General features: G+C 66.2%; 21 protein-coding genes and 1 pseudogene. 6 read left to right on the forward strand and 16 right to left on the reverse strand.

Features of this window, described 5'->3' with window-relative positions; genetic code table 11:
- The first annotated feature begins 54 nt into the window (after positions 1 to 54).
- Positions 55 to 993 carry a homocysteine S-methyltransferase gene (gene mmuM / locus PQU89_RS03245; RefSeq protein ID WP_272764590.1) on the forward strand — a complete coding sequence of 313 codons (939 nt, stop codon included), beginning with the start codon at positions 55 to 57 and terminating at the stop codon, positions 991 to 993.
- Positions 994 to 1,244: 251 nt separating this feature from the next.
- Here the strand turns inward: mmuM and PQU89_RS03250 are convergent.
- Positions 1,245 to 1,430: pseudogene (locus tag PQU89_RS03250) on the reverse strand (IS3 family transposase); the annotation flags it as partial.
- Positions 1,431 to 1,906: 476 nt separating this feature from the next.
- On the opposite strand from PQU89_RS03250, the gene PQU89_RS03255 reads away from it, so the two are divergent.
- Positions 1,907 to 2,263, forward strand: a complete 357-nt coding sequence (locus tag PQU89_RS03255) for a cupin domain-containing protein (protein ID WP_272764591.1) — start codon at positions 1,907 to 1,909, stop codon at positions 2,261 to 2,263.
- Between the two features lie 173 nt (positions 2,264 to 2,436).
- Here PQU89_RS03255 and PQU89_RS03260 read toward each other — a convergent pair whose 3' ends face one another.
- From PQU89_RS03260 to PQU89_RS03320, 13 genes are all read right to left on the reverse strand, one after another.
- Complete coding sequence (locus PQU89_RS03260) at positions 2,437 to 3,363, reverse strand: sensor domain-containing diguanylate cyclase (protein WP_272757144.1); 927 nt, start codon at positions 3,361 to 3,363, stop codon at positions 2,437 to 2,439.
- Between the two features lie 213 nt (positions 3,364 to 3,576).
- Complete coding sequence (locus PQU89_RS03265) at positions 3,577 to 4,185, reverse strand: SAM-dependent methyltransferase (protein ID WP_272764592.1); 609 nt, start codon at positions 4,183 to 4,185, stop codon at positions 3,577 to 3,579.
- Between the two features lie 755 nt (positions 4,186 to 4,940).
- Complete coding sequence (locus PQU89_RS03270) at positions 4,941 to 5,768, reverse strand: hypothetical protein (protein WP_272764593.1); 828 nt, start codon at positions 5,766 to 5,768, stop codon at positions 4,941 to 4,943.
- A gap of 53 nt (positions 5,769 to 5,821) precedes the next feature.
- The gene (locus PQU89_RS03275) at positions 5,822 to 7,318 is read right to left on the reverse strand and encodes a cobyric acid synthase (RefSeq protein ID WP_272764594.1); all 1,497 of its coding nucleotides are present in this window, start codon (positions 7,316 to 7,318) and stop codon (positions 5,822 to 5,824) included.
- Complete coding sequence (locus PQU89_RS03280; RefSeq protein WP_272764595.1) at positions 7,315 to 8,148, reverse strand: ABC transporter substrate-binding protein; 834 nt, start codon at positions 8,146 to 8,148, stop codon at positions 7,315 to 7,317. The genes PQU89_RS03275 and PQU89_RS03280 overlap by 4 nt, the downstream gene beginning before the upstream one ends.
- A 25-nt stretch (positions 8,149 to 8,173) precedes the next feature.
- Entirely contained in the window at positions 8,174 to 9,031 is an 858-nt protein-coding gene (locus tag PQU89_RS03285) for a cobalamin-binding protein (RefSeq protein WP_272764596.1), read from the reverse strand.
- The gene (cobD, locus tag PQU89_RS03290) at positions 9,028 to 10,041 is read right to left on the reverse strand and encodes a threonine-phosphate decarboxylase CobD (protein WP_272764597.1); all 1,014 of its coding nucleotides are present in this window, start codon (positions 10,039 to 10,041) and stop codon (positions 9,028 to 9,030) included. Before cobD ends, PQU89_RS03285 begins: the two co-directional genes overlap by 4 nt.
- Entirely contained in the window at positions 10,038 to 10,514 is a 477-nt protein-coding gene (locus PQU89_RS03295) for a GNAT family N-acetyltransferase (RefSeq protein ID WP_272764598.1), read from the reverse strand. Before PQU89_RS03295 ends, cobD begins: the two co-directional genes overlap by 4 nt.
- Positions 10,511 to 11,413 (reverse strand): adenosylcobinamide-phosphate synthase CbiB, encoded by a 903-nt coding sequence (gene cbiB / locus PQU89_RS03300; protein WP_272764599.1) that lies wholly within the window; start codon positions 11,411 to 11,413, stop codon positions 10,511 to 10,513. Before cbiB ends, PQU89_RS03295 begins: the two co-directional genes overlap by 4 nt.
- The gene (locus PQU89_RS03305; RefSeq protein ID WP_272764600.1) at positions 11,407 to 12,711 is read right to left on the reverse strand and encodes a cobyrinic acid a,c-diamide synthase CobB; all 1,305 of its coding nucleotides are present in this window, start codon (positions 12,709 to 12,711) and stop codon (positions 11,407 to 11,409) included. Before PQU89_RS03305 ends, cbiB begins: the two co-directional genes overlap by 7 nt.
- Before the next feature lie 147 nt (positions 12,712 to 12,858).
- Positions 12,859 to 13,476: a cob(I)yrinic acid a,c-diamide adenosyltransferase gene (gene cobO, locus PQU89_RS03310; RefSeq protein WP_272764601.1), complete on the reverse strand. Its 618-nt coding sequence runs from the start codon at positions 13,474 to 13,476 to the stop codon at positions 12,859 to 12,861.
- Positions 13,473 to 14,222 (reverse strand): ABC transporter ATP-binding protein, encoded by a 750-nt coding sequence (locus PQU89_RS03315; protein ID WP_272764602.1) that lies wholly within the window; start codon positions 14,220 to 14,222, stop codon positions 13,473 to 13,475. Before PQU89_RS03315 ends, cobO begins: the two co-directional genes overlap by 4 nt.
- Positions 14,222 to 15,250, reverse strand: coding sequence for a FecCD family ABC transporter permease (locus PQU89_RS03320; RefSeq protein WP_272764603.1), 1,029 nt, complete (start codon positions 15,248 to 15,250; stop codon positions 14,222 to 14,224). Before PQU89_RS03320 ends, PQU89_RS03315 begins: the two co-directional genes overlap by 1 nt.
- Positions 15,251 to 15,859: 609 nt before the next feature.
- Between PQU89_RS03320 and PQU89_RS03325 the strand changes: the two genes are divergently transcribed.
- From PQU89_RS03325 to PQU89_RS03335, 3 genes are all read left to right on the forward strand, one after another.
- On the forward strand, positions 15,860 to 16,444 hold the full coding sequence (locus tag PQU89_RS03325) for an RBBP9/YdeN family alpha/beta hydrolase (protein ID WP_272764604.1): 585 nt from the start codon (positions 15,860 to 15,862) through the stop codon (positions 16,442 to 16,444).
- Positions 16,445 to 16,566: 122 nt separating this feature from the next.
- Positions 16,567 to 17,676: a Card1-like endonuclease domain-containing protein gene (locus tag PQU89_RS03330; RefSeq protein WP_272764605.1), complete on the forward strand. Its 1,110-nt coding sequence runs from the start codon at positions 16,567 to 16,569 to the stop codon at positions 17,674 to 17,676.
- Between the two features lie 215 nt (positions 17,677 to 17,891).
- Positions 17,892 to 18,626, forward strand: a complete 735-nt coding sequence (locus PQU89_RS03335) for a substrate-binding periplasmic protein (RefSeq protein ID WP_272764606.1) — start codon at positions 17,892 to 17,894, stop codon at positions 18,624 to 18,626.
- Between the two features lie 58 nt (positions 18,627 to 18,684).
- On the opposite strand, the gene trpE is transcribed toward PQU89_RS03335, so the two are convergent.
- Positions 18,685 to 20,148, reverse strand: a complete 1,464-nt coding sequence (trpE, locus tag PQU89_RS03340) for an anthranilate synthase component I (protein ID WP_272764607.1) — start codon at positions 20,146 to 20,148, stop codon at positions 18,685 to 18,687.
- Positions 20,149 to 20,333: 185 nt separating this feature from the next.
- On the reverse strand, positions 20,334 to 21,029 hold the full coding sequence (locus PQU89_RS03345; protein WP_272764608.1) for a phosphoglycolate phosphatase: 696 nt from the start codon (positions 21,027 to 21,029) through the stop codon (positions 20,334 to 20,336).
- Positions 21,030 to 21,223: 194 nt separating this feature from the next.
- Between PQU89_RS03345 and PQU89_RS03350 the strand changes: the two genes are divergently transcribed.
- Positions 21,224 to 22,405 carry a hypothetical protein gene (locus PQU89_RS03350; RefSeq protein WP_272764609.1) on the forward strand — a complete coding sequence of 394 codons (1,182 nt, stop codon included), beginning with the start codon at positions 21,224 to 21,226 and terminating at the stop codon, positions 22,403 to 22,405.
- The last annotated feature ends 321 nt before the right edge of the window (positions 22,406 to 22,726 follow it).

The following is a 22,726-nucleotide window of genomic DNA, read 5'->3' on the forward strand; positions in this document are numbered from 1 at the left end:
CATGCAGCAAGCCCCGGCCTGTGCCGGGGTTTTTCTTTTTGTGGAGCCTGTTCAATGTTTGCCAATCCTTTTGCCCGCTTTCAGGATGCCCCGGTCGTGCTGGACGGCGCGATGGCGTCCGAGCTGGAACGTCGCGGTTGTGACCTGAATGACGCGTTGTGGTCGGCGCGGGTGCTGATCGAGCAGCCGGAGCTGATCCGCCAGGTGCATTTTGACTACTTCGTCGCCGGTGCCGATGTTGCCACCACCGCCAGCTACCAGGCATCGTTCAGCGGCTTTGCCAAACGCAGCCTGGACGAAGCCGCCGCCGCGGAACTGATGCAGCGCTCGGTGCAGCTGGCGCAGCTGGCGCGCGACGAGTTCTGGGCCGATGCGGCCAACCATGCCGGTCGCCAGCGGCCGCTGGTGGCGGCCTCGGTGGGGCCGTACGGCGCGATGCTGGCCGACGGTTCCGAGTACCGTGGCCACTACGGCCGCAGCGAAACCGAGCTGATGGACTTCCATCGCCCGCGCATTGCCGCCTTGCTGGCCGCCGCGCCGGATCTGCTGGCGTGCGAGACCATCCCCTGCACGGTGGAAGCGCGCGCCATCGCCCGCGTGCTGCAGCAGGACTTTCCGCAGGCGGCGGCATGGATCAGCTTCTCCTGCCGCGATGATGCCAACCTGAGCGACGGCACGCCGTTGCTGGTGGCGGTGACCGAGCTGGAAGCCTATCCGCAGATTGTGGCGGTGGGCGTCAATTGCACCGCACCGCGCCATATCGTGCCGCTGCTGCAAACGTTGGCCGCACAGACCGGCAAGCGACTGCTGACCTATCCCAATTCCGGCGAAGCCTACGACGCGGTGACCAAGACCTGGCACGGCAGCAGCGATCCTATGGCCTTCGCCGAGGCTGCGCGGCAGTGGCGGCTGGCCGGCGCCAGCTGCATCGGCGGCTGCTGCCGCACGTCGCCGGACGATATCCGGGCGCTGGCCGGCTGGCTGCGCGGCTAAGACGGCACGGTGGCAAGCTCGTCTACGGCGATCTGCGGTTATATGGAGTCGGTTACCTATAATAATTAGGGTTCAAAACTGCCGCTTCTGAACCAAGAGGCGGTAGTTTTTTGTCTGTTAGTCATATTGGTATGGAGTGCTATAATTCTCAATATGACTACTGTTCACATTCTCCGTGCCTTGCTGCATCAGGTTGGTGTGGGGACTTGGTCTGTCCCGCTCCCCGTGGACAGCGGGTTAAGCACTAAGCACTAAGCACTAAGCACTGAACGACGGCGTTCGAATTCAACCGGGGTCAAATACCCCAGGGTCGAATGACGTCGTTGGTGATTGTAAAAGCGGATGTAATCAAACACATCTGTACGTGCCTCCTCGTAGCTTCGGTAGTGGGTCAAATAAACCCGCTCTGACTTCAGCGAACGGAAGAAGCTTTCCATAAATACTCAATTGCCACTGGGGGTGGCGCACCCTACACCATTAATTTGTTTGAGGGTACCAATTTTGCAGATGGCAACCAATCTGCTAAAGAGAGCCCCATTGTGCCGTTAACCTAGACAGCTCCTGCAGGAAGGTGGCTAAGAGAAGCTCATTATATGCATGTATATGCGTTATGTATATTTCGCTGCTGAGGTTCGCATTGCTGCCCACATTCCTGATTTAGCTCATTCATGTTGTCGCTCTCACTTCACGCATGCGCTGCATGAAGAGCGTGCCGTCGGTACAGGTGTGAGCGCTGCGACCAACCTTGGCCGCCGTCGCGGCACTCGCAAACCGGTGGCTGCGCGTGCACGGCAGACGGTGCGGGCGGCTGGAGTCCGCGCCCTGGATCTGCTTGAATAGCGCCTTTGCGCCAGGCCGGCGCGCCCCGTGCGGCGCCGCGCCGGTCTGGCATCACCCATCACGGAGCAAGCACATGATCGTCAGAGTGGACGGGCAGCACCTCAGCGCCCAGATCGACTACCCCAATCCGCAGCGGCTGGTGCGCGGCAACCCGCAGCGGCGCACCTGGCCCGCCTACGAAAGTGGCGACGGCGTGTGCGCCGCCGGTATCTGGGCTTGCGAGCCGGGTGCCTGGCGCATCGCCTTTGCCGACAACAAGGAAGAGTTCTTCTGCATCCGCCACGGCCGGGTGCAGCTGATCGACGAAAACGGCCATGCCGAAGCCTTTGGCCCCGGCGACGCCGCAGTGATCCCGGCCGGATTCCGCGGCGTGTTCGAGGTGCTGGAAGCGGTGGAGAAGTACTATGTGATCGTGACGCGGCCGGGCTGAGTGCCTGTTCACTAGCGGGGCGGCTGATCGCGATGGGGCGGTGCGGTATTAAGAAGGCGCTGTGCCTGCTGTAAACGCCGCGGTCGCGGCTGTTTTCGCCGTGTGTCGCGCGAGCGGACGAAACCGTGAAGACGTTCGGGCGCCGGCGGCCAGGGTTGGCCGCAGCGCGGCGCTCAGCTCAGGCTGACGATGGTATTGCGCCCGGTCAGGCGGGCCTTGGCCAACGCCGCTTCCAGCCGGATCTGCAGCTGGCGGGCGTTCTGGTCGGTTTCGTGCCAAGTGCTCAGGCCGATGCAGGTGCTGGTCTCGCAATTGGCGCCATCCGGCCAGAAGGTAAAGCTGCCCAGCCGCTGCTGCAGCCGCTTGGCGACCTTGACCGCATCCAGCAGTGTGGTCTGCCGCAACAGCATCACCAGCGTGCCGTTCTCGTGGCGGCCGACCAGATCGCCGTCGCGGCTGCTCTGCACACACAGATAGCTCACCATGCGGCGGAAATGGGCGCGGTTGTAGGCGCCCAACGGCTCCCGGTTGCGGATCGGCACCACCTCGGCGTGGATCTGCAGCGCCGCCAGCGGATCGTGGTAGCGGCGCGCGTGGCCGACCTCGATGCCGGCGCGCTCCAGCAGCTGGCCGGCGGACAGCACGCCGCTGATGTAGTCGTCCGGATCTTCCGCCATGCCCTCGTCGCTGGCCGGCATCAGCTGCCGCACCCGCTCGAACAGCTCGTCCTTCTTCTTCAGCAGCTCGTTCATCAGCATGTGCTGGCTGTGATCGGAAAAGGTGAAGATCAGCGTCGGGTACGACCAGGCCACCACCCGCGCCGACAGCAGCACCGGGAAGCAGCGGCCGCGAGCCGAACACAGCTCGCCTTCGAGGTTGTAGACCAGATCCTGGCGCTGGATGTCGCGCAGGATGTCGTCCAGCGGCGGCTTGCTGACAAAGCGCGCCAGCGGCTGGCCCAGCAGCTCGGACAGCGGCAGCCCGAGCTGGATCGACGCCAGCTGGTTGGCGGCCATCACCGTCATGTCGGCGCTGTCCGCCATGATAAAGGCACCCTGCAAGGTGTCGATCATGTACTGGAAATTCAGCTCGTCCGGCATAGACCTCTCCCCCTGCCATCGCTTGCCTGCCGGCCACACTCTGGCTGCACCCCATAAAATGGCCGGCTGATTCTTAACATTAGTACATGAGGTGCGACGTGGCGTGCCGCTTGCCACGCGGCGACATGATATTACCGGGGCATGGCGCGGGCGCTGCGGCGGGGCAGGCAAGGGAAGGGCAACGGGGCTGCGGCCAGGGTTGGCCGCAACGGTTTACGGCTTGCGTGCTACCACCTGCAGCACGCTGGCGGTGCCGGTGTGGTAGCTGCCCTCGATCACCTCGCGCTCCAGCTCGACGAAGTGCAGCAGCGCCAGCCCGGCCAGCTCGCCGCGCACGATCTCGGCCTCCAGCAGCATGTCCGCGTCCTTTGGCCCGCCGGTGGCGAACGCCAGCTGGCGCGGAGTGTAGCCTTCCATGATCAGCAGCCCGCCCGGCTTCAGCGCCGCAATCGCGCGCGCCATCACCGTGCGGCGCAAGGCCGACGGCAGGTGGCAGAACACCGACACCACCGCGTCGAACTGCGCCTCACCCGGCTGGTAACGCGCCAGATCGGTCAGCACCGCGGTGATGTCCACCCCGGCCGCCGACGCGCGCGCCAGCAACTTGGCCAGCCCCTCGTGCGAGGCATCCACCGCCGTCAGCGCATGGCCCTGTTTGGCCAAAAACAGCGCATTACGGCCTTCGCCTTCGCCCAGACTCAGCACGCGGCTGCCCGGCGTCAGGCGTGGCGCCTGCTCGCGCAGAAAATCATTCGGCGCCTCGCCGTAGATGAATTCGCTGACGGCAAAACGGGTATTCCAGAAATCGGCGGTATCGCTCATCGGGGTTCCTTGGGGTAATGGGAGGGCGTGGTGGCGTTACGGTAGCGGGGAGGGAGAAGTGAAGCAAGGCTTGCGGCCAACCTTGTGGCAGCAAAGCGTTTTGATTTTTTGCCACGGAAGCACACGGAAGGCACGGACAAAGGCTAAGCGGCGTCGGTCACGAAAAACACGAAAAACACGAAAGCAAAAAGCGCCAAGGTTGGCCGCAGGCATGTCGGGTTACGCTGCGCTAACCCGACCTACGGTGACGTGCGGTTAAGGTTGGCTGCAGCGAGACGCTAGTCGGCAGCCAGCATGTAATCGTCGTGACCACACCCGTTGGCGTAAGCCGTGGAAACTGTCGCCAGCCCGGAAGCAAGCCGCCCTCTTTTGAGCGCAGCGTATGGGCGGCGCCGGGATGGCGACAGTTTCCACGGGAATTCTTGCGCTTTCGGGAAGAGCGGGGATTGGAAAGGGGGATGCGGTATCCCCCTTCCTCGTTCATTCCTTCGCGACGCTACGCTTGCCTCGCTCAGTCACCGGCGAAACCGGCAAAGCAAACAATCATCCGCGCAGCGGAATCCGCAGACTAAACAAAGGTTGGCCGCAAACAGTCATCAGCTTGCAGCCAACCTTCGTGATGCAATCGCGGTAAACGTTGGGCTTCGCAGGCTCAGCCCAACCTACCGTGCTGTCGTAGGGTACGTCACCCCGAAGGGGCGACGTACCGGTGTGGCATAGATTGATGGGTCTAGGGGGAGCGTCGTACAGACGTTTTACGGCGTCCCTCTCGATTGCCGGGTTAGATTTTGTTCTGTCGATGGTTGATTTTCTTTCTCAACAGTCATGAAGAGAGCTGCGCTTAGAGGGAATACTGTAATTTTACGTTCACTATTAACGCGGATGTAAGCATATTCCGGCGAAAGCAGAACTAATTCCCCCTTTGCTGGTGGTGATAGCTTCCCCTCTCGATCTTGAATGGTCACCGTTATACCGCCTCCCACCCCAAAATATCGAAGCCCGAGTTTTAGTGCTGTAGCAAACTGTGTCGAGACAACAGTCGACAGGGAGAAAACAACGAGAATAAGAGCTAGAAATGAGCGGATTTGCTTGCTCGGAGACTTCCACATCAGAAATGAAATGTGAAGGCATATAAAGAAAGCCACGGCGATAATCGTAAGAACTGAAAACCATTCGTCGTTCTTGGATGAAATGGCGGTTACCGTCAAAATGCTCAGGAACAACACATTCATCAAACCGAACATCACAAATAGAAACCAATCGGCTTCCCCTGTGCTTTGTTTTTGCACTATCGGGAGAACTATCCCAAACATTGCAAGTGATGAGGCTACGAGCATTAGTTCGCTTGCAGAGAAAAATACCCTTAATCCGAATTGGCCATGCTCAAAAAAATCGTACGAGAAAAAACCTTCATTTCCCATGTAAATGAGAAATAGGAGTTTTGGGAAAAGCCAAATGAAAATAATACTTAGCAACCAAAGCAAGAGCTTCAGAACCGTTTCTTTTGTCCATCCTGTCAGGTTGATTATTTTTGTGAGCATTGAAAGTATAAAGTGTGATGTACACACCATCGTTGAGTACATCTAGTTTGTGGATGTGCATATCCACGCAGCGTCATGGATATCTTCTTTTCTTTTCAGATACTTAGTGTGTTGTTTGCGCTCGGAGACAAATCCAGCCGGGTATTTGTCTCTGCCAGCCTCTGATACAACCCCTCACTCGCCTCCGCCAACCTCACAATGCTCGCCTCGCGCAGCGCAGCCAAGTCTACCCCCGTGGCATTGTCCATGCCAGCCCAATGTAATAGCGTTTGACATGCATCAGGATGGTCGAACAGCCCGTGCAAATAGCTGCCCATGATCTGGCCGTCGGGGCTGACGGCGCCGTCGACGCTGCCGTCGTCGAGCATGAATACCGGCCGCTCGCAGTCCGCGCCGTGGCTGATGCCCATGTGGATTTCGTAGCCGCTCACCGCGGCGTCGGCGTTGACGAAGCGGCCTTCGCGGCGGGTGAGGGTCTTGGCGGCGGCCAGCGTGGTGTCGATGGCGAGGTAGCTGAGGCCCGTGCTGCTGCCGGGCTTGCCTTCCACCCCCAGCGGGTCGTGGATGTGCTGGCCCAGCATCTGGTAGCCGCCGCAGATGCCGAGCAGCTTGCCGCCGTAGCGCAGGTGGCGCTGCAGGTATTGCGGCCAACCTTGTGCCTGCAAAAAGGCCATGTCGGCGCGGGTGTTCTTGCTGCCGGGCAGGATCACCAGGTCGGCCGGCGGCTTCGGCGCGTCGGGGCCGACGAAGTGCAGGTTGACGCCGGGGTGGGCGCGCAGCGCGTCGAAGTCGGTGTGGTTGCTGATGCGCGGCAGCACCGGCACCACGATGTTGAAGTCGCCTTTTTGCTGCTGCGTCTGCACCGCGTCTTCGGCGTCCAGCATCAGGCCGTGCAGGTAGGGCAGCACCGCCAGCACCGGCTTGCCGGTCTTGGCTTCCAGCCAGTCGAGGCCACCTTGCAGCAGGCTGATGTCGCCGCGGAAGCGGTTGATGACGAAGCCGATCACGCGGTCGCGTTCGGACTGGCTCAGGCAGTCCAGCGTGCCGGTGAGGTGGGCGAACACGCCGCCGCGGTCGATGTCGGCGACGAGGATCACCGGGCAGTCCACCGCCTCGGCAAAGCCCATGTTGGCGATGTCGCGCTCGCGCAGGTTGATCTCGGCCGGACTGCCGGCACCTTCCACCATCACCGCGTCGTACTGCTGGCTCAGACGGCCGTAGGATTCCAGCACCGCCTGCATCGCGGTGGTCTTGTAGTGGTGGTAGTCGCGCGCGTTCATGTCGGCGCGCACCTGGCCGTGGATGATGACCTGCGCGCCGGTGTCGGAGCTGGGCTTGAGCAGCACCGGGTTCATGTCGCTGTGCGGCGCCACGCGCGCGGCGACGGCCTGCAGCGCCTGCGCGCGGCCGATCTCGCCGCCGTCGACGGTGACGGCGCTGTTGAGCGCCATGTTCTGCGGCTTGAACGGGGCGACGCGCAGGCCACGGTCGGCCAGCAGCCGGCACAGCGCGGCGACCACGGTGCTCTTGCCGGCGTCCGAGGTGCAGCCTTGCACCATCAGCGTGGGGTAGGGCCAGGGTTGGGTGCTCATGCCAGCGCTCCGGCGGCGCGGTCGGCGTGCCACTGCCGGATCAGCGCCTGCAGTTGCGGCAGGCCGCGGGTGATCAGGGTCGGGCCGGGGGCGAGGATGTCGGCGGACTTGATCTCGATGATGTGGCCGCGCGCGGCATTCTTGACGGCGGGTACGTCCTGCCAGCCGTCTCGTTCCAGCACCGTTTCCGGGCGGAAACGTTTGCCGCACCAGCTGCCGACGATCAGGTCCGGCGCGCGCGCGGCGACGCTCAGCGGGTCGGCGACGATGCGCTGTTTGGCGCGCACGAACGGTGCGTGCTCGGCGTAGGCGTCGCGGCCGCCGGCCAGCTCGATCAGCTCGCCGACCCAGCCGATGCCGGTGATGATCGGGTCCGGCCACTCCTCGAAGTACACCAGCGGCCGCGGCAGGCCGGCGGCATCGTTGGCCGCGCTCTCGGCTGCGGCGTCGTCGATGGTGGCCTGCAGTGTTGCGGCCAACGTTTGCGCCGCCGCCTCCTTGCCGGTCAGGCTGCCCAGCACCCGCACCATGCGCAGCACGCCGGCGATGTCACGGTGGTTGAAGTGCTGCACGTCGACGCCGGCGTCGACCACTTCCTTGACGATGTCGCTCTGCAGGCTGGAAAACGCCACCACCAGATCGGGATCGACGGCGAGGATCTTCTCCAGCTTGCCGCTGGAAAAGCCGCTGATCTTCGGCTTGTCCTGGCGCGCCTCGGGCGGGTAGACGGTAAAGCCGGAGATGCCGGCGATCAGGTCCTGCGCGCCGAGCAGGTACAGCGTTTCGACGGCTTCGGTGCACAGGCAGGCAATGCGTTGGTAGTGGCTCATGGCGGACTCGGAGGGCGGTTACGGGTTAGCGGCGGGCGAGGTCGAGCTTGGCACACAGCTGGCGCGTGCCTTCGATCATGCGCGGTGTCGGGCGGTTGAGCAGGTCACCGTTGACCTGGTGCAGCTGGCGGTTTTGCACCGCGGCGATACCGGGCATGCGCTGCCAGCGCTTGAGCAGATCGTCGTTGTGGCGCATGGCGGCGGACAGGATCACCTGCGGGTTGGCGGCGATCACCGCCTCGTCGGTGACCACCGGCGCGGTGACCGGCAGCCGGGCGAAGATGTTGATGCCGCCGCACAGCGCGATGGCGTCGCTGACGATGTGCTGGCCGTTGAGGGTGTATAGCGGCTTGTCCCACACCTGGTAGAACACGCTGAGCTTGCTCTTGCCCTGCTGCTGCTGGCGCAGCGCGGCCAGATCCTGTTCGAAGCGGCGCGCCGCCTGTTCCGCCTGCGCGCTGCTGCCCAGCAGCTGGCCGATGCGGCGCAGGTTGGACGGGATGTCGGCAAAGCGCTTCGGCTGGCTGTAGAACAGCGGGATGCCGAGCTGGCGCAGCGGCTCCAGCTGCCGCGCCGACGGGCCGTGCAACCATACCAGCAGCAGGTCGGGCTTGGCGGCGACGATGCGCTCCAGGTCGATGGCGCGGAAGCTGCCGGCCTTGGGCAGCGCCTTGGCGGCCTCGGGGTAGTCGCTGTTGTCGTCGACGGCGATCAGGCGGGCACCGCCACCGGCGGCAAAGGCCAGCTCGGTGACGTGCGGCGCCAGGCTGATCACGCGCTGCGCCGGTGCCGGCAGCGTGACGCGGCTGCCTTGGTCGTCGATGACGCTGACCGGTGCGGCCAGTGCCGGCAGGCAGGCCAGCAGCGGGAGGAGTCGTTTCATGTAGTGAAATCCTTGTCACGAAAGCTGGCCAGCGCGGCGGCCAGCCGTTGCCAGTGGGGTTCGTCGGCCGGCAGGCCGAGGCGGAAGCGCGGCTGCGGCTCGGTAAACAGCCGGCACCAGATGTGTTGTGTCGCTAGATGCTGCTGCAGCGCGGCGGCGGGCGCGTACTCGCCGCCGGCGAACAGGTCGCAGCCGGCGTGCGGCAGTTGCTGCGCGGCCAGCAGTGCGGCCAACCTGGCGCGGCGCGCGGCGAGATCGGCCCGCGCCTGCTGCTGCCAGGCGCCATCGCGCAGCGCGGCGGTGGCGATGTGCTGCACCGCGCCGGGGATGGTCCACGGCCCCAGCTCCTCGTCCAGCTGCTGCAGGATGGCGGCCTCGGCGGCGACAAAGCCCAGGCGCAGGCCGGCGAGACCGAAGAACTTGCCCGGCGAGCGCAGCACGATCAGGCCGGGCAGGCGGCCGGCGTGAGCGGTGACCGACAGCTCGGGGCAGACATCGGCAAACGCCTCGTCCACCAGCAGCCAGCCGCCGCGCGCGGCCTGTTGCTCCGCCCACCGCAGCACGCTGGCCGCCGGGTAGTGCGCACCGGACGGGTTGTCCGGATTGCACAGGATCAGCACGTCGACGTGGCCGGCCAACTCGCCGATGTCGGCGTGGGCATGGCGGCTGACGGCGTGGCCGTGCCGCGCCCAGCGCCAGCCGTGTTCGCCGTAGCTGGGGTGGGCGACGGCGACGCTGCCGGGCGGTCGCAGCCGCGGTAGCGCCTGGATCGCCGCCTGGCTGCCGGCGACGGGCAGAAGGTTGGCCGCACCGTAATAGGCGCAGGCGGCGGCGGGGAAACCGGCATCCGGCTGCGGCAGCGTGTGCCACAGCGCGCTCGGCACGGCCGGCACCGGGTAGGGCCGCGGGTTGAGCGCGGCGGACAGGTCGATCCAGTCGGCAGGCTCGCCGCCGTAAGTGGCGATGGCAGCGTGCAGATTGCCGCCGTGCAGCGGGCGCAGCTTGTTCATGGCAGGAGCCTTTGCATCAGGCAGTTTTCCAGTTGCTGGCCACGCAGGGTGACGATGCGGCGCTGCTGCACGCTGAAACCGTGGCGCAGGAAAAACGCTTCCGCCGCCAGGCTGACACGGGCGTGCAGCGCCGGCAGCCCCAGGCGCTGCGCCTCGTGCAGCAGGTGCTGCATCAGCTGCGTGCCGGCGCCCTGGCCGCCAGCAGCGGGGTGGACAAAGAACAGGTCGATCAGCCCGTCCGGCTGCAGGTCGGCAAAGCCGATGATGCGCGTGCCGTCACACAGCAGCCACGGCTGGCGGGCTTGCAAATGCTGCTGCCAGGCGGTGTGATCGTAGCTTGCCGGCGCCCATGCCGCACACTGCGCCGCGCTGTAATGCCGCGCCGCACGCTGGTGCACGGCGGCATGAAAGATGTTGCGCAACACCGCGCTGTCTGCCGGCTGGTAGCGGCGTAGCGAGTACGGTTGCTTCATAGCGCGATTGCTCCCAGCAGCCACAGCAGCAACGCCCGGTCCAGCAGCTGCGCGGCGCGGGCGATGTCGGCGGCGGCGGCGGGCGTGGCGCCGTCGCCCAGGGTTGGCCGCATTTCCAGCTGGCCGTGGTAGCTGGCGGCGCCGCCCAGGCGGATCGCCAGCGCGCCGGCGCCGGCGGCCATCACGGGGCCGGCGTTGGGGCTGTCCCACTGCGGCGCTTGTGTGCGCCAGCAGCGCAGCGCGAGGCGGGTGTGGCCGGCCAGCGCGTAGGCCAGCGCGGTCAGCCGTGCCGGCACGAAGCCCAGCACGTCGTCGGCGCGGGCGGCGACCTTGCCGAAGCGTTCGAAACGCGGGTTGCGGTAGCCCCACATCGCGTCCAGGGTGTTGGCGAGGCGGAACGCCAGCGCGGCCGGGGCACCGCCGACGGCAAACCAGAACAGCGCGCCGAACACCGCGTCGTGACCGTTTTCCAGCAGCGATTCGGCGGCGGCGAGGGTGACGGCGGCCTCGTCGGCGTGGCGCAGGTCGCGGCTGACGATGCGGCTGGTCAGCGCGCGCGCCTGCGGCAGGTCGCCGGCCAGCAGCGCCGCGCCGATGGGGCGGGTGTGCTCGAGCAGGCTTTGCCGGCCGAGGGTGAAGTACAGCACCGCCACGCTGAGGGCGGTGGCCGCCGGCACCGGCAGTTGCGCCAGCAGCCAGGTCAGGGCCAGTGGCAGCGGCAGCACCAGCAGCAGCCAGGCGAGCAGGCCGCGCGCGATGCGGGCGCGGCCGCGGTTCAGCCGCGTCTCGACCAGGTTGGCCGCATTGCCGAAGCCGACCAGCGGGTGGTAGCGGCGCGGCTCGCCCAGCAGGCGATCGAGCAGCAGCGCTGCCACCATCAGCGCGGCGCCGCTCAGCACGGTGCTGCTCCGCATGGCGGCAGGAGCAGCGCGGCGGCGGCGGCCGGATTGCTGGCGAAGTAGGCGTGGAAGTACGACGCCTGCACGCTGCCGTGGCGGTACACCGCCTCACCACCGGCACGGCCGTCCTTGCGCTGGCAGTGGGCCAGCGGCGCCAGCGGCGTGTCGAAGCTGGAGTAGTGGAAGGTGTGGCCGCGCAGTTCGCCAGCGGCGTGCGGCCAACCCTGGCTACCCAACGCCGCCAGTTTCTTGCCCATGCACACGCTGCCGGGCAGCACGCCGGCCATAGTGTGGCTGTGACCGTCGGTGTCGGTGAGGCTTTCCGTCAGCGCCATCATGCCGCCACACTCCGCCCACAGCGGTTTGCCGCTGGCCGCGAAGGCCTGCACGCTGTGTTGCCAGCGCTGGTTGCCAGCCAGCGTCGCCGCGTGCAGCTCCGGGTAGCCGCCGGGCAGCCAGACGGCGTCGGCGCCGGCCGGAATGGCCTCGTCGGCCAGCGGCGAGAAGAAGGCGAGCGTCGCGCCCATGCCGGTCAGCGTGCGCAGGTTGGCCGCGTAGAGGAAGGCAAACGCCGCGTCGCGGGCGATGGCGATGGTTTTGCCGGCCAGCAGCGGCGGCAATGCCGGCTGCGTTTGCGGCGCTGGCGCAAATTCGGGCAGCGACGCCAGTACCGCGTCGTCCAGCTGCAGTGCGTCGGCCAGCGCGTCCAGCCGCGCGGCGAGATCGGGCAGCTCGGACGGTAGGTGCAGGCCGAGGTGGCGCTCGGGATGCGACTCGGCCTGCCGTGGCAGGTGGCCGACCACCGGCAGTTCTGCCGTGCCGCAGGCGCGGATCATGTCGGCGTGGCCGGGGCTGGCGACGCGGTTGGCCAGCATCCCCGCCCACGGCAGCTGGCCATGGTCGCGCAGACCGCGGGCGATGGCCAGCGCGGTGCCGACCATCGCCGAGCAGTCCAGTACCGCCAGCACCGGCACGCCGAAGTGGCGGGCGAGGTCGGCGCTGGACGGCTGGCCGTCGTACAGCCCCATCACGCCCTCGATCAGCAGGTAGTCGCACTCCCGCGCCGCCTCGGCCAGCAGCGCGTGGCACTGCGCCTCGGTGCACATCCACAGGTCCAGCACGTCGACGCAGCTACCGCTGGCGGCAGCCAGTAGCATCGGGTCGATGAAATCGGGGCCGGTCTTGAACACCCGCACCCGCTGGCCGGCACGCGCGAGCTTGCGGGCTAGGGCGGCGGTGACGGTGGTCTTGCCTTGGCCGGAGGCGATGGCGGAGAGAAGGAGGGCTTTGCAGCTCATGGGCTCGCTTTCATTTCGATGGGCGGGGCAGGTCACGCATTGGTGTGCCGTTGCCGGCGCGATGGTGATGGCCGGCAAGGTTGGCCGCAATGCGGTTGCGGCCAACCTTGCGCCGGAACCGGGCCGGCGTGATGGTGTATCGGGGTGTTACCACTCGATGCCGGGCTGGGCGGCGATGCCGGCGGCGAAGGCGTGCTTCACCAGCGTCATTTCAGTGACGGTGTCGGCGGCGTCGATGATGGCCTGCGGCGCACCGCGGCCGGTGACGATCACGTGCTGCTGCGGCGGGCGGGCGGCGATGTCGGCCAGTACCTGTTCCACGTTGATGTATTTGTACTTCAGCGCGATGTTCAGCTCGTCGAGCAGCACCAGGCCGATGGCCGGGTCCTGCAGCATCTGGCGCGCTATTTCCCACGCTTCGCCGGCGCGGGCGACGTCGCGCTCGCGGTCCTGGGTGTTCCAGGTGTAGCCCTCGCCCATGGCGTGGAACTGCACCTCGTCGGGGAAGCGGCGCAGGAAGCGTTCTTCGCCGGTGGACATCGCGCCCTTGATGAACTGCACCACGCCGACCTGCATCTCGTGGCCCAGGCCGCGCATCACCATGCCGAAGCCGCTGGAGCTTTTGCCCTTGCCGTTGCCGCAGTTGACGATGAACACGCCGCGATTTTCGCTGGCAGCGGCGATCTTGGCATCCATGATTTCTTTTTTGCGCGCCATGCGCTCGTTGTGGCGCTCGGTGCGGCCGTGGTCTTCGGTGTGGCTCATGATGGGTGTCCGGGTAAGAAGCAGGGGTGGCCTGCGTGGTGGAGACGGGTTAGCGGATAGCCGAGCACGGCGGCAAGGTGCTCGGCGCCGAGTTCGGCCAGCGGGTACTGGCGGTGCGTGCCGTGTTCGTCGAGCAGCAGCGCGTGGCTGGCGCAGGCCGGGGCCAGCTGCAGGTCGTGGCTGACCAGCAGCACCGCCTTGCCCTGTGCGCGCCAGCGGCCGATCTGCTGTTGCAGCGCGGCCTGGTGCGCGAGATCGAGCGAATTGGACGGCTCGTCGAGCAGGATCAGCGGCGCGTCCTGCGCCATCACGCTGGCCAGCGCCACGCGCTGGCGCTCGCCGCCGGACAATGCCTGCAGCGGCCGCGTCGCCAGGCGGCCGAGGTCGAAGGCGTCCAGTGCTGCGGCGACGCGCTGCGGCTGGTCACCGGTGTCCGGCCAGGCAAAGCGCGCGGCGGCGACGGCATCCTGCACCGCGTAGTCGAAGGCGTCGTGGCTGGCCTGCGGCAGCAGGGCGAGGCGTTGCGCGCGCTGGCGCGGCGTCAGCTGCGGCAAAGGTTGGCCGCAGAGGTGGATGTGGCCGCCGTCAGCGCGGCGCAGCGCCGCCAGCGTGGCCAGCAGCGTGCTCTTGCCGCAGCCGTTGCGGCCGGCGATCCACCAGCATTCGCCGGCGCGAACTTTCCAATCCAGTGGCTGCAGCAGCGTGCGGCGCCCCTGGCGGAGGGTGAGCTGGTCACAGTGCAGCATCAGGCTAGCCTCCGGCGGGTGCGTTGCAGCTGCCAGAACAGCACCGGCACGCCCAAGAGCGCGGTCAGCACGCCGACCGGCAGCTGCATCGGCGCGACGACGGTGCGCGCCAGGGTGTCGGCCAGCACCAGCAGCGCGGCGCCGCTGAGCACGGCGGCGGGGATCAGCCGGCGCAGGTCCGGGCCGCACAGCAGGCGGCAGGCGTGCGGCACCATCAGGCCGACGAAGCCGATGCTGCCACCCTGGCTGACGGCACTGGCGGTGAGGATGGCTGCCAGCACCAGCAGCAGGCGGCGCAACATGGCCACCGGCACGCCCAGCGTCAGCGCGTGATCGCCGTGCAGCGCCAGCAGGTTGATCGCCGGCGCCTGCCACCACGCCAAGAGCGCGGCCGGTAGCAGCGCCAGCCACGGCCACGGCCGCAGCGGCGTGCCGGCGATGTCGCCGACCAGCCAGAACACCATGCCGCGCAATTGCGCGTCCGGTGCGATGGTGAGCAGCAGCGAGATCAGCGCACCGCAGGCGGCGGACAGCAGCACGCCGGTGAGCAGCAGCAGCACCGTGCCGCTGCTGCGTGCGAAATCGCGGCGCGCCAGCAGGAACAGCAGCGCCGACAGCGTCAGCGCGCCGGCGACCGCGGCGCTGTCCACCTGCCACAGCGCCAGCCCCAGCCACAACGCCAGCAAGGCGCCGACCGAGGCGCCGCCGGAGACGCCCATTACGTAAGGATCGGCTAGCGGATTGCGCAGCAGCGACTGCATCAGCACGCCGGCCAGCGCCAGCGAGCCGCCGGTGACCCAGGCGGTCAGCGCCCGTTCCAGCCGCAGGCTGAGCAGGGTGTCGGCCAACTGGCTGCCGTGGCCGCTGGCGGCCAGCCACAACTCGCCGGCGCCCAAAGAGATGGAGCCGCTGCTGCAGGCCAGCAGCAGGCTGCCGCCACTGAGCAGTGTCAGCAGCGTCAACAGGGGCAGGGTGGGTAAGCGCAGGGCACCGCGCAGCGGGCGGTCCAGCGTCAGGCTGTGGGACATGGGCGCGATATCGGAATCGCGGAAGGGGCAGGCGTCAGGCGCACGGATCAGCAATCTGACCGGATGCCGCCCTCCGCAGCATGTGTCGGGACGCACTGACTGGCAGTGCGCGCGTTCGCCGTGGCCGGTATCCGGGCTGGTTTCGCCGTCTGCCCGCCTTCCCGTGATGACTCACAGTGGCGATGGGCAGGGCGGTCGTGACGGCAGGGCCGGCAGACCTTAGAACCTGTTCAAATCCTCGCGAACTCACGCGAGACAAGGCAAAAACGACTGAGAAAGTGGCATTTGTTACTAATATAAACAAGCATGCCGAAGTCGTTTTTAACGCCGTATCGCCCCATTGAGAGCAGTCGCAGCAGACATTGAACAGGTTCTTGAAGAAACGCACCGTTGCGGGGGCAGCACAGGTTTCACCTGTTTCCCGTTTAACTTGCCGGCGTGGGCCGGCGAAGCACCAAGGCAGTCGGCGATTTTAGCAGATCGGCAGCCCATGCTGCCGGCTTTTATATTTTCAAAAGGAATAACAAAACAAAAAATAATTATTTTTGGAAATATAAAGGCGCAGTTATGGTGACGGCAGAATTTATCCATACCTTGAGGGGCAGCAGCATGGCGCACGATTTTTCCGGTTTCGACTACATCATCCAGCCGGGCTGGAACAATTCCGGCCCCGAGCACTGGCAGAGCCACTGGCAGCAAACGTTGGCCGCAACGCGGGTGGCCAACCACGACTGGCAGACGCCGCAGCTGGACGACTGGCTGGCGGCGCTGGACGCGGCGGTGGCCGCCGCCACGCAGCCGGTGATCGTGATCGCGCACAGCCTCGGTTGCGCCACTGTGGCGCACTACTCGGCGCGCTACGGCAACAAGCTTGCCGGCGCGCTGCTGGTGGCGCCGGCTGACGTCGAGCGCGCCAGCGCCCCGGCCGCGCTACAGCCGTTCGCGCCGCTGCCGGAGCTGGCGCTGCCGTTCCCGGCGCGGGTGGTGGCCAGCGACAGCGACCCGTTCAGCCTGCCGCTGCGCAGCGCGCGGATGGCGGCGCTGTGGCAAAGCCCGCTGCACTGGCTGCGCGACGCCGGCCATATCAATGTCGCGTCCGGTCATAAGCAGTGGCAGGACGGCTTCGCCCAGCTGGCGGCGCTGGTGGCCGATATCCGCCAGCAAGCGCGGCCGCGCGCCGCGGCGTGCGCCTGAGCCGGCGGCCAGCCCTGTCGGGCAAGCACTTGTACTGACGCGCGTGGCGCGGCAATCGGCGTGGCATTTGGGGCGGGCTTGGGCATAGAATTCAGTCATGCCCTGTCCCGCTGGAGCGCGTCATGCACCTGTTGGCCTTTGTTGACCATGTGGTCAGCGACATCATTACCCCGGCGCTGGACCCGCGTTTCGACATCGACCGGGTCACGCTGCTGTGCCACCGCGCCCACCTTGATCTCGCCTTCGACATCCTCGGCGTCTGCCAAAAGCTGCACCTGACCGCGGCGGTGGAGACGCTGCCGGCGGACAGCCAGCCGCTGGCGCTGCGGCAGCGGCTGCAGGAGCTGGTGCAGGGCGGCGTCTGCTTCAATATCAGCGCCGCGTCGCCGGTACAGGCGGCGCTGGCCTACGATCTGGCGCGCGAATACCGGTTGCCGCTGATGGCGGTGGAGCACGACAACGATCGCCTGATCTGGCTGCTCGGCGGCGAGAGCAGCCGCCTGCACAGCGGCACCGAGATCGCCGAAGGGCTGTCGCTGGAGGCCTATTTCGCGCTCTACGGCAGCCGCATCCTCGCCATCCATTACCGGCTGGAGCGGCGCAGCCCGCGTCACGAGCAGCTGGCGCGCGATCTGGCCGAACACGCCGCGCTGCGCCCGAAGTCGTTGTCGCTGCTCAACCGGCTGTGCAACGACCTGGACGAGCAGCAGTTCAGCCAGCATCCGCTGTCCAGTGGCGAACACGTGCTGTACGACTGGCTGCTGGCCAGCGGCATGGTGGAGTTCCGCGACAGCGGCCACATGCGCTGCCTCGATGCGCGGGCGCGCTTCTTTCTCGCCGGCGGCTGGCTGGAGGTGTGGCTGCTGTCGCAGGTGGCCGAGCTGGCGCAGATCCTGCCGATCAGCGATGCCGCGGTCGGCGTCAAGATCAGCCATCACAATGTCGAGAACGAGTACGACGTGGCGATCCTGTGCAACAACCACCTTTACCTGATCGAGTGCAAGACCGCCGCGCCCACCAGCTTTCAGCAGCGCGGCGTGGGGCTGGAGAACCTGTTCAAGCTCAACAGCGTCGCCGGTCTGGGCGGCCTGCACGCCAAGGCGATGCTGGCCAGCCTGTACGTGCCGACCGAAAGCGAGGTTGGCCGCGCCGAATCGCAGCGCATCACGCTGCTGGCCGGGCCGCAGCTGCGCCAGGCACGCGAGTACCTGCGCGAGTGGCTGATGAGCTGAGCAGCCGGGCGGGGGCTCGCGGCAAGGCCGCGCCCTGGCGCATGCGCGGCCGCGCACGTGTCTGCATCCGGCATCCCGCGACGGCCACTGCGGTGCTCGCGGTGGCGGCCGTGCCACAGTGGCGGAATATGTCACTGTGTTTATGATAAAAAGAATTTTTTGTGGCAGGCTTTCTGCTATCTTTGCCGCCGATCCCATTTCACCGGACGGTTGCCATGCGCCTGATCCTGATGCTGCTGCTGGCCGCGGCCAACCTTGCCGGCGCCGACAGCCTGCTGCTTGCCACCGAACACTTCCCGCCGTACCAGATCGAACGCGACCAGCGCGTCAGCGGCTTTGTCGCCGACAAGGTGATCGCGATGCTGCGCCAGGCCAATCTGCCGTACCGGCTGCGTGCCTATCCGTGGCAGCGTGCCTACAACACGGTGCTGGCGACGCCGCAGTCCTGCCTGTTCTCGGTGACGCGCACGCCGGAGCGCGAGGCGTCGTTCCAGTGGATCGGGCCGCTGACGCACAGCGAGTGGACGCTGTACGCGCTGCGCGGCCGCTTCATCTCATTTCGCAGCCTCGACGAGGTGCGCCACCTGCGCATCGGCACCTATTACGGCGACGTGCGCGACAGCTACCTGCGCCAGCATCAGATGAAGGTCGATGCCGCGCCGCAGGACCGCGACAACATCGACAAGCTGCTGCAGCACCGCATCGACCTGTGGGCCAGCGACCGCTTCACCGCCAATGGCCTGCTGCTGCAACGGCAGCTGGATACGCGCATCGAGCCGGTGCTGGCCTTCAACCGCGTCGACTTGTACCTCGCCTGCAACCGCAAGCTGGATGCCGGCGTGGTGCGGCAGCTGCAACAGGCGCTGCGCATGCTCAAGCGTGACGGCAACTGGCGCGGCATTGAGCAGCGCTACGCCCGCTGGCCGGACATGCCGCAACCGAAGCCCTGAAACGCATTACGGCCAACCTTCTTCAAGGTTGGCCGTAATGTTTTTCAGCGGGTGAGACTCAGGCGTCGAGGCCGTGCTGCACCAGCTCGGCGGCCCGGATCACCGCGCGCGCCTTGTTCTGCGTTTCCAGCCATTCCGATTCCGGCACCGAGTCGGCGACCACGCCGGCGCCGGACTGCACGTACAGCACCTCGTTCTTGATTACCGCGGTGCGGATCGCGATCGCCAGGTCCATGTCGCCGGTAAAACCGAGGTAGCCGACGGCGCCGCCGTATACGCCGCGCTTGGTCGGTTCGAACTCGTCGATGATCTCCATCGCGCGCACTTTCGGCGCGCCGGACAGGGTGCCGGCGGGGAAGGTGGCCTTCAGGATGTCGATGTTGGACACCTGCGGCTGCACCTTGCCCTCGACACTGGACACGATGTGCATCACGTGCGAGTAGCGCTCGATGATCATGTTCTCGGTGATCGCCACGCTGCCGGTGTCGGCGACGTGGCCAACGTCGTTGCGGCCGAGGTCCATCAGCATCACGTGCTCGGCGATTTCCTTCGGATCGGCCAGCAGGTCTTCCGCCAGTGCCAGATCCTCTTCGCGCGTCTTGCCGCGCGGGCGGGTGCCGGCGATCGGGCGCACGGTGACGGTGTCGTTCTCGCGGCGCACCAGGATTTCCGGCGAGGCGCCGACGACGTGGAAGTCGTCGAAGTGGTAGAAGAACATGTACGGCGACGGATTCAGGCTGCGCAGCGCGCGGTACAGCGCCAGCGGCGATTCGGCGAACGGCATGCTCAGCCGCTGCGCCAGCACCACCTGCATGATGTCGCCGTCGAGGATGTAGTTCTTGGCGTCGCTGACCGCCTGCTTGAACGCGGCCTCGCCGTATTCCGACACCGCCTCGGTGGCGACCGACGGCAGCGACAGCGGGATGGCCACCGGCTCGCGCAGCTTGGCGCGCAGCTGCGCGAGGCGGGCGTTGGCCTTCTGCAGCGCGTTGGGCACCGCCGGATCGGCGTACACCACCAGGTACAGCTTGCCGGACAGGTTGTCGACCACCGCCAGCTCTTCCGACAGCATCAGCAGGATGTCGGGGGTGCCGACCGGGTCCGGCTTTTGCGTTGCGGCCAACCTTTTCTCGACGTAGCGCACGGTGTCGTAGCCGAAGTAGCCGACCAGGCCGCCGGTGAAGCGCGGTAGTCCGGCGACGGGCGGGGTGTGGAAGCGCTGGCTGAAGGCCTCGATGAAGGCGAGCGGGTCGCCTTCGTGGCGCTCGATCACCTTGTCACCGTATTCCACCTGCACGCTTAAGCCCTGCACCCGCAGCCGGGTGGTGGCCGGCAGGCCGATGAAGGAGTAGCGGCCGGAGCGTTCGCCGCCGACCACCGATTCCAGCAGGTAGGAGTAGGGCTGGTTGGCCAGCTTCAGGTACACCGACAGCGGGGTGTCGAGGTCGGCGAACAGTTCGAGGGTGACGGGGATGCGGTTGTAGCCGGCGCTGGCCAGTTCGGCGAATTGTTGCGGTGTCATGGTCGTTCCAGGGTGTCAGGTCAAAAGGAGCGGGGCGGGGCGGCGTTTAGCGTCGCCATCGCCAACTGGCACGATCGGGCTGGAATCTCATGATGCAGGCTTTATCAAGTGTTGATGCGGAAACAGAACGGCTATTCTTACGCAAAAACGCCTGCGCCGTACAGAGGCAGCAGGCGTGGCGGCGCTTATACGCGCAGGTTTTGCGGCAGTTCGGCGGATTTTTTCAGCAGCGCGAACAGCTCGACCAGACTATCGATCACCAGGTCGGCGTGCAGGTTGCCCGCATCGCGGTAACCGTAGCTGACCGCCACCGGCAGCGCGCCGGCCGCGCGGGCGCACAGCACGTCGTTTTCCGAGTCGCCGACCATCACGATCTGTTGCGGCGTGATGCCCAGCACCTCGGCGACATGCTGCAGCGGCAGCGGCGACGGTTTTTTCTCGGTCAGACTGTCGCCGCCGAGAATCAGGCTGAAGGCGCTGTCGATGCCCAGTTGCGCCAGCAGCGGCACCGCCAGCCGTTCCGACTTGTTGGTAACCACCACCAGCGGCAGGCCGAAGCCGTGCAGCAGGTTGAGGCCCTCGGCAACGCCGGGATACATCTTGGTGTGCACGGTGAGATGACGGTGGTAGTGCTGGATGAAGAAGGTGAAGCCTTTTTCCCACAGCGCCGCGTCGGCCTGGCCGTCGCGGCTGTCGGTCAGCGCGCGGTGTACCAGGCTGGCGACGCCGTCGCCAACGTGGGACTGGATGCGCTCGGCGGCCAGCGGGGCGAGGCCGAGTTCGGCGCGCATGGCGTTGGCGCTGGCGGCGAGGTCGGCGATGGAGTCAACCAGGGTGCCGTCGAGGTCAAAGGCGACGGCTTTGATGTGTGTCAGATTCATGATTCGGCGTGGGCGGACGGTGTCGTGACGGCGGGCGCCACGGGTTGAAGATGGGGGCCGATTATACCGGAAGCCGAGCCTGCCACCGCCATGTGTTGCTTGCAGCGGAAATGACAAATCAGTAGCATGCCCGGTTTTGCCACGTACCTGACGCTCGCGCCGGCGTGGCTGGCTGTTTCTATCGAAAGGACATCATGAAACCTCGTGCACTGGCTGTCGCCGTGACGCTATCCGGCCTGCTGCTGGGCGGCTGCGCCTCGCCGCTGGCCAACAAGACCGCCGATGCGGCGGCGATCCACACCATCGAACAGAACGCGCGGCAGGCGCGCTACAACTTCGACGGTGAAGTGCGCATCAAGGCCATCCGCCTGCCGGGCAAGGTGGAAAGCCTGGTGGAAGGCGATGTGGTCAGCGAAGTGGCGAAGTCGTTCAGCCTCGAGCTGCGCGGCGCGGTGGACATGAGCAAGAGCCGTGTTGAGATGACACCGACCTTCCGCTTCAGCCGGCCGAATGCCGAAACCTGGCTGCGCCTGCCGATGCTGGCCGAGCTGAACACCCTGACGCTGTGGGTGGATGCCTCGGTGCTGGATCTGGCGTTCCCGGTGCTGCGCGGCGAGCACAAGGGCAAGTACGTGATGTTCCAGGCGCCGCAGGACAAGGTGAAGAAGCTGCCGCTGGACGCGGTGTTGGCGGAATTGCCGCAGGTGGCGAAGAACATCTACGCCGCCGTCGACAGCAAGGCCTACACTTTCCAGCCACTGGACGAGGCGGCACGCAAGGTCGGTGCCAGCTATCGCATCCGCCTGACGCTGGACCCGCTGGCCGAGGCGAAAATGAGCAAGCAGGCGGTGCAGGAATTGCTGCAGCTGGCACGCCGTCATGCCGGCGAGCACCAGAAGGAAGTGGAGGAGTTCGCCACCGCCGTCGGCCCGCTGCTGGACGCGTCGCAGGAAGAGTTGCAGACCAGCTCGCAGACCGATCTGCTGGTCAGCCGCAGCGGCAAGCTGCTGGGCATCAGCGAGCTGCGCGAGTTCTCGGTGCCGAAGGAGAAGGAACTGGCGGTGACAGTGGCGTCCACCGTACGCCTGAGCAACCACGAGCAGCCGGTGTTCAGCATGCAGCCGACGGCGAACAATGTGGTCAGCTTTACCGAGCTGCAGCCGCCGTCGTGGCTGGGTGGCAAGCGCCCGAGCGATGACGAGGAAGAAGCGGTCGAGGGTGACGACGAGGCGCCGCTGGACGAGGCCGCCTTGGCGGCGGAAGCGGCCGAGGAAGCCGCTGCCGCGGCACCGGTCGTCAAGAAACCGGCGAAGGCCGCCAAAGCGGTCAAGCCGGCCGCGAAGCGCAAACCGAAACCGGTCGTCCGCGCCCAGTAACACGGCAACAGCAAAACAGCCCGTCACCATGGTGACGGGCTGTTTTGCATTGCGGCCAACCTTGTGTGCTATGACGGCGTAGCGCCGCTAAGAATCTGTTCAATGTCTGCTGCGCTTCGGCGATACGGCGTTAAAAACGCCTTCGGAATGCTCATTTACTGCTTGTAAATTCCGCTTCCTCAGTCGTTTTTGCCTTGTCTCGCTCTAGCTCGCGAGACCTTGAACAGGTTCTAAGAAAACCTCGCAGAGCACCTGAGCCAAGGCGCGCCGACGCAGACAGTACACGTAGTACGGCAAGGAGGCGCAACGCAGGATCAGGGG

The organism is Vogesella indigofera (assembly GCF_028548395.1).
GTDB classification, from domain to species: Bacteria; Pseudomonadota; Gammaproteobacteria; order Burkholderiales; family Chromobacteriaceae; genus Vogesella; species Vogesella indigofera_A.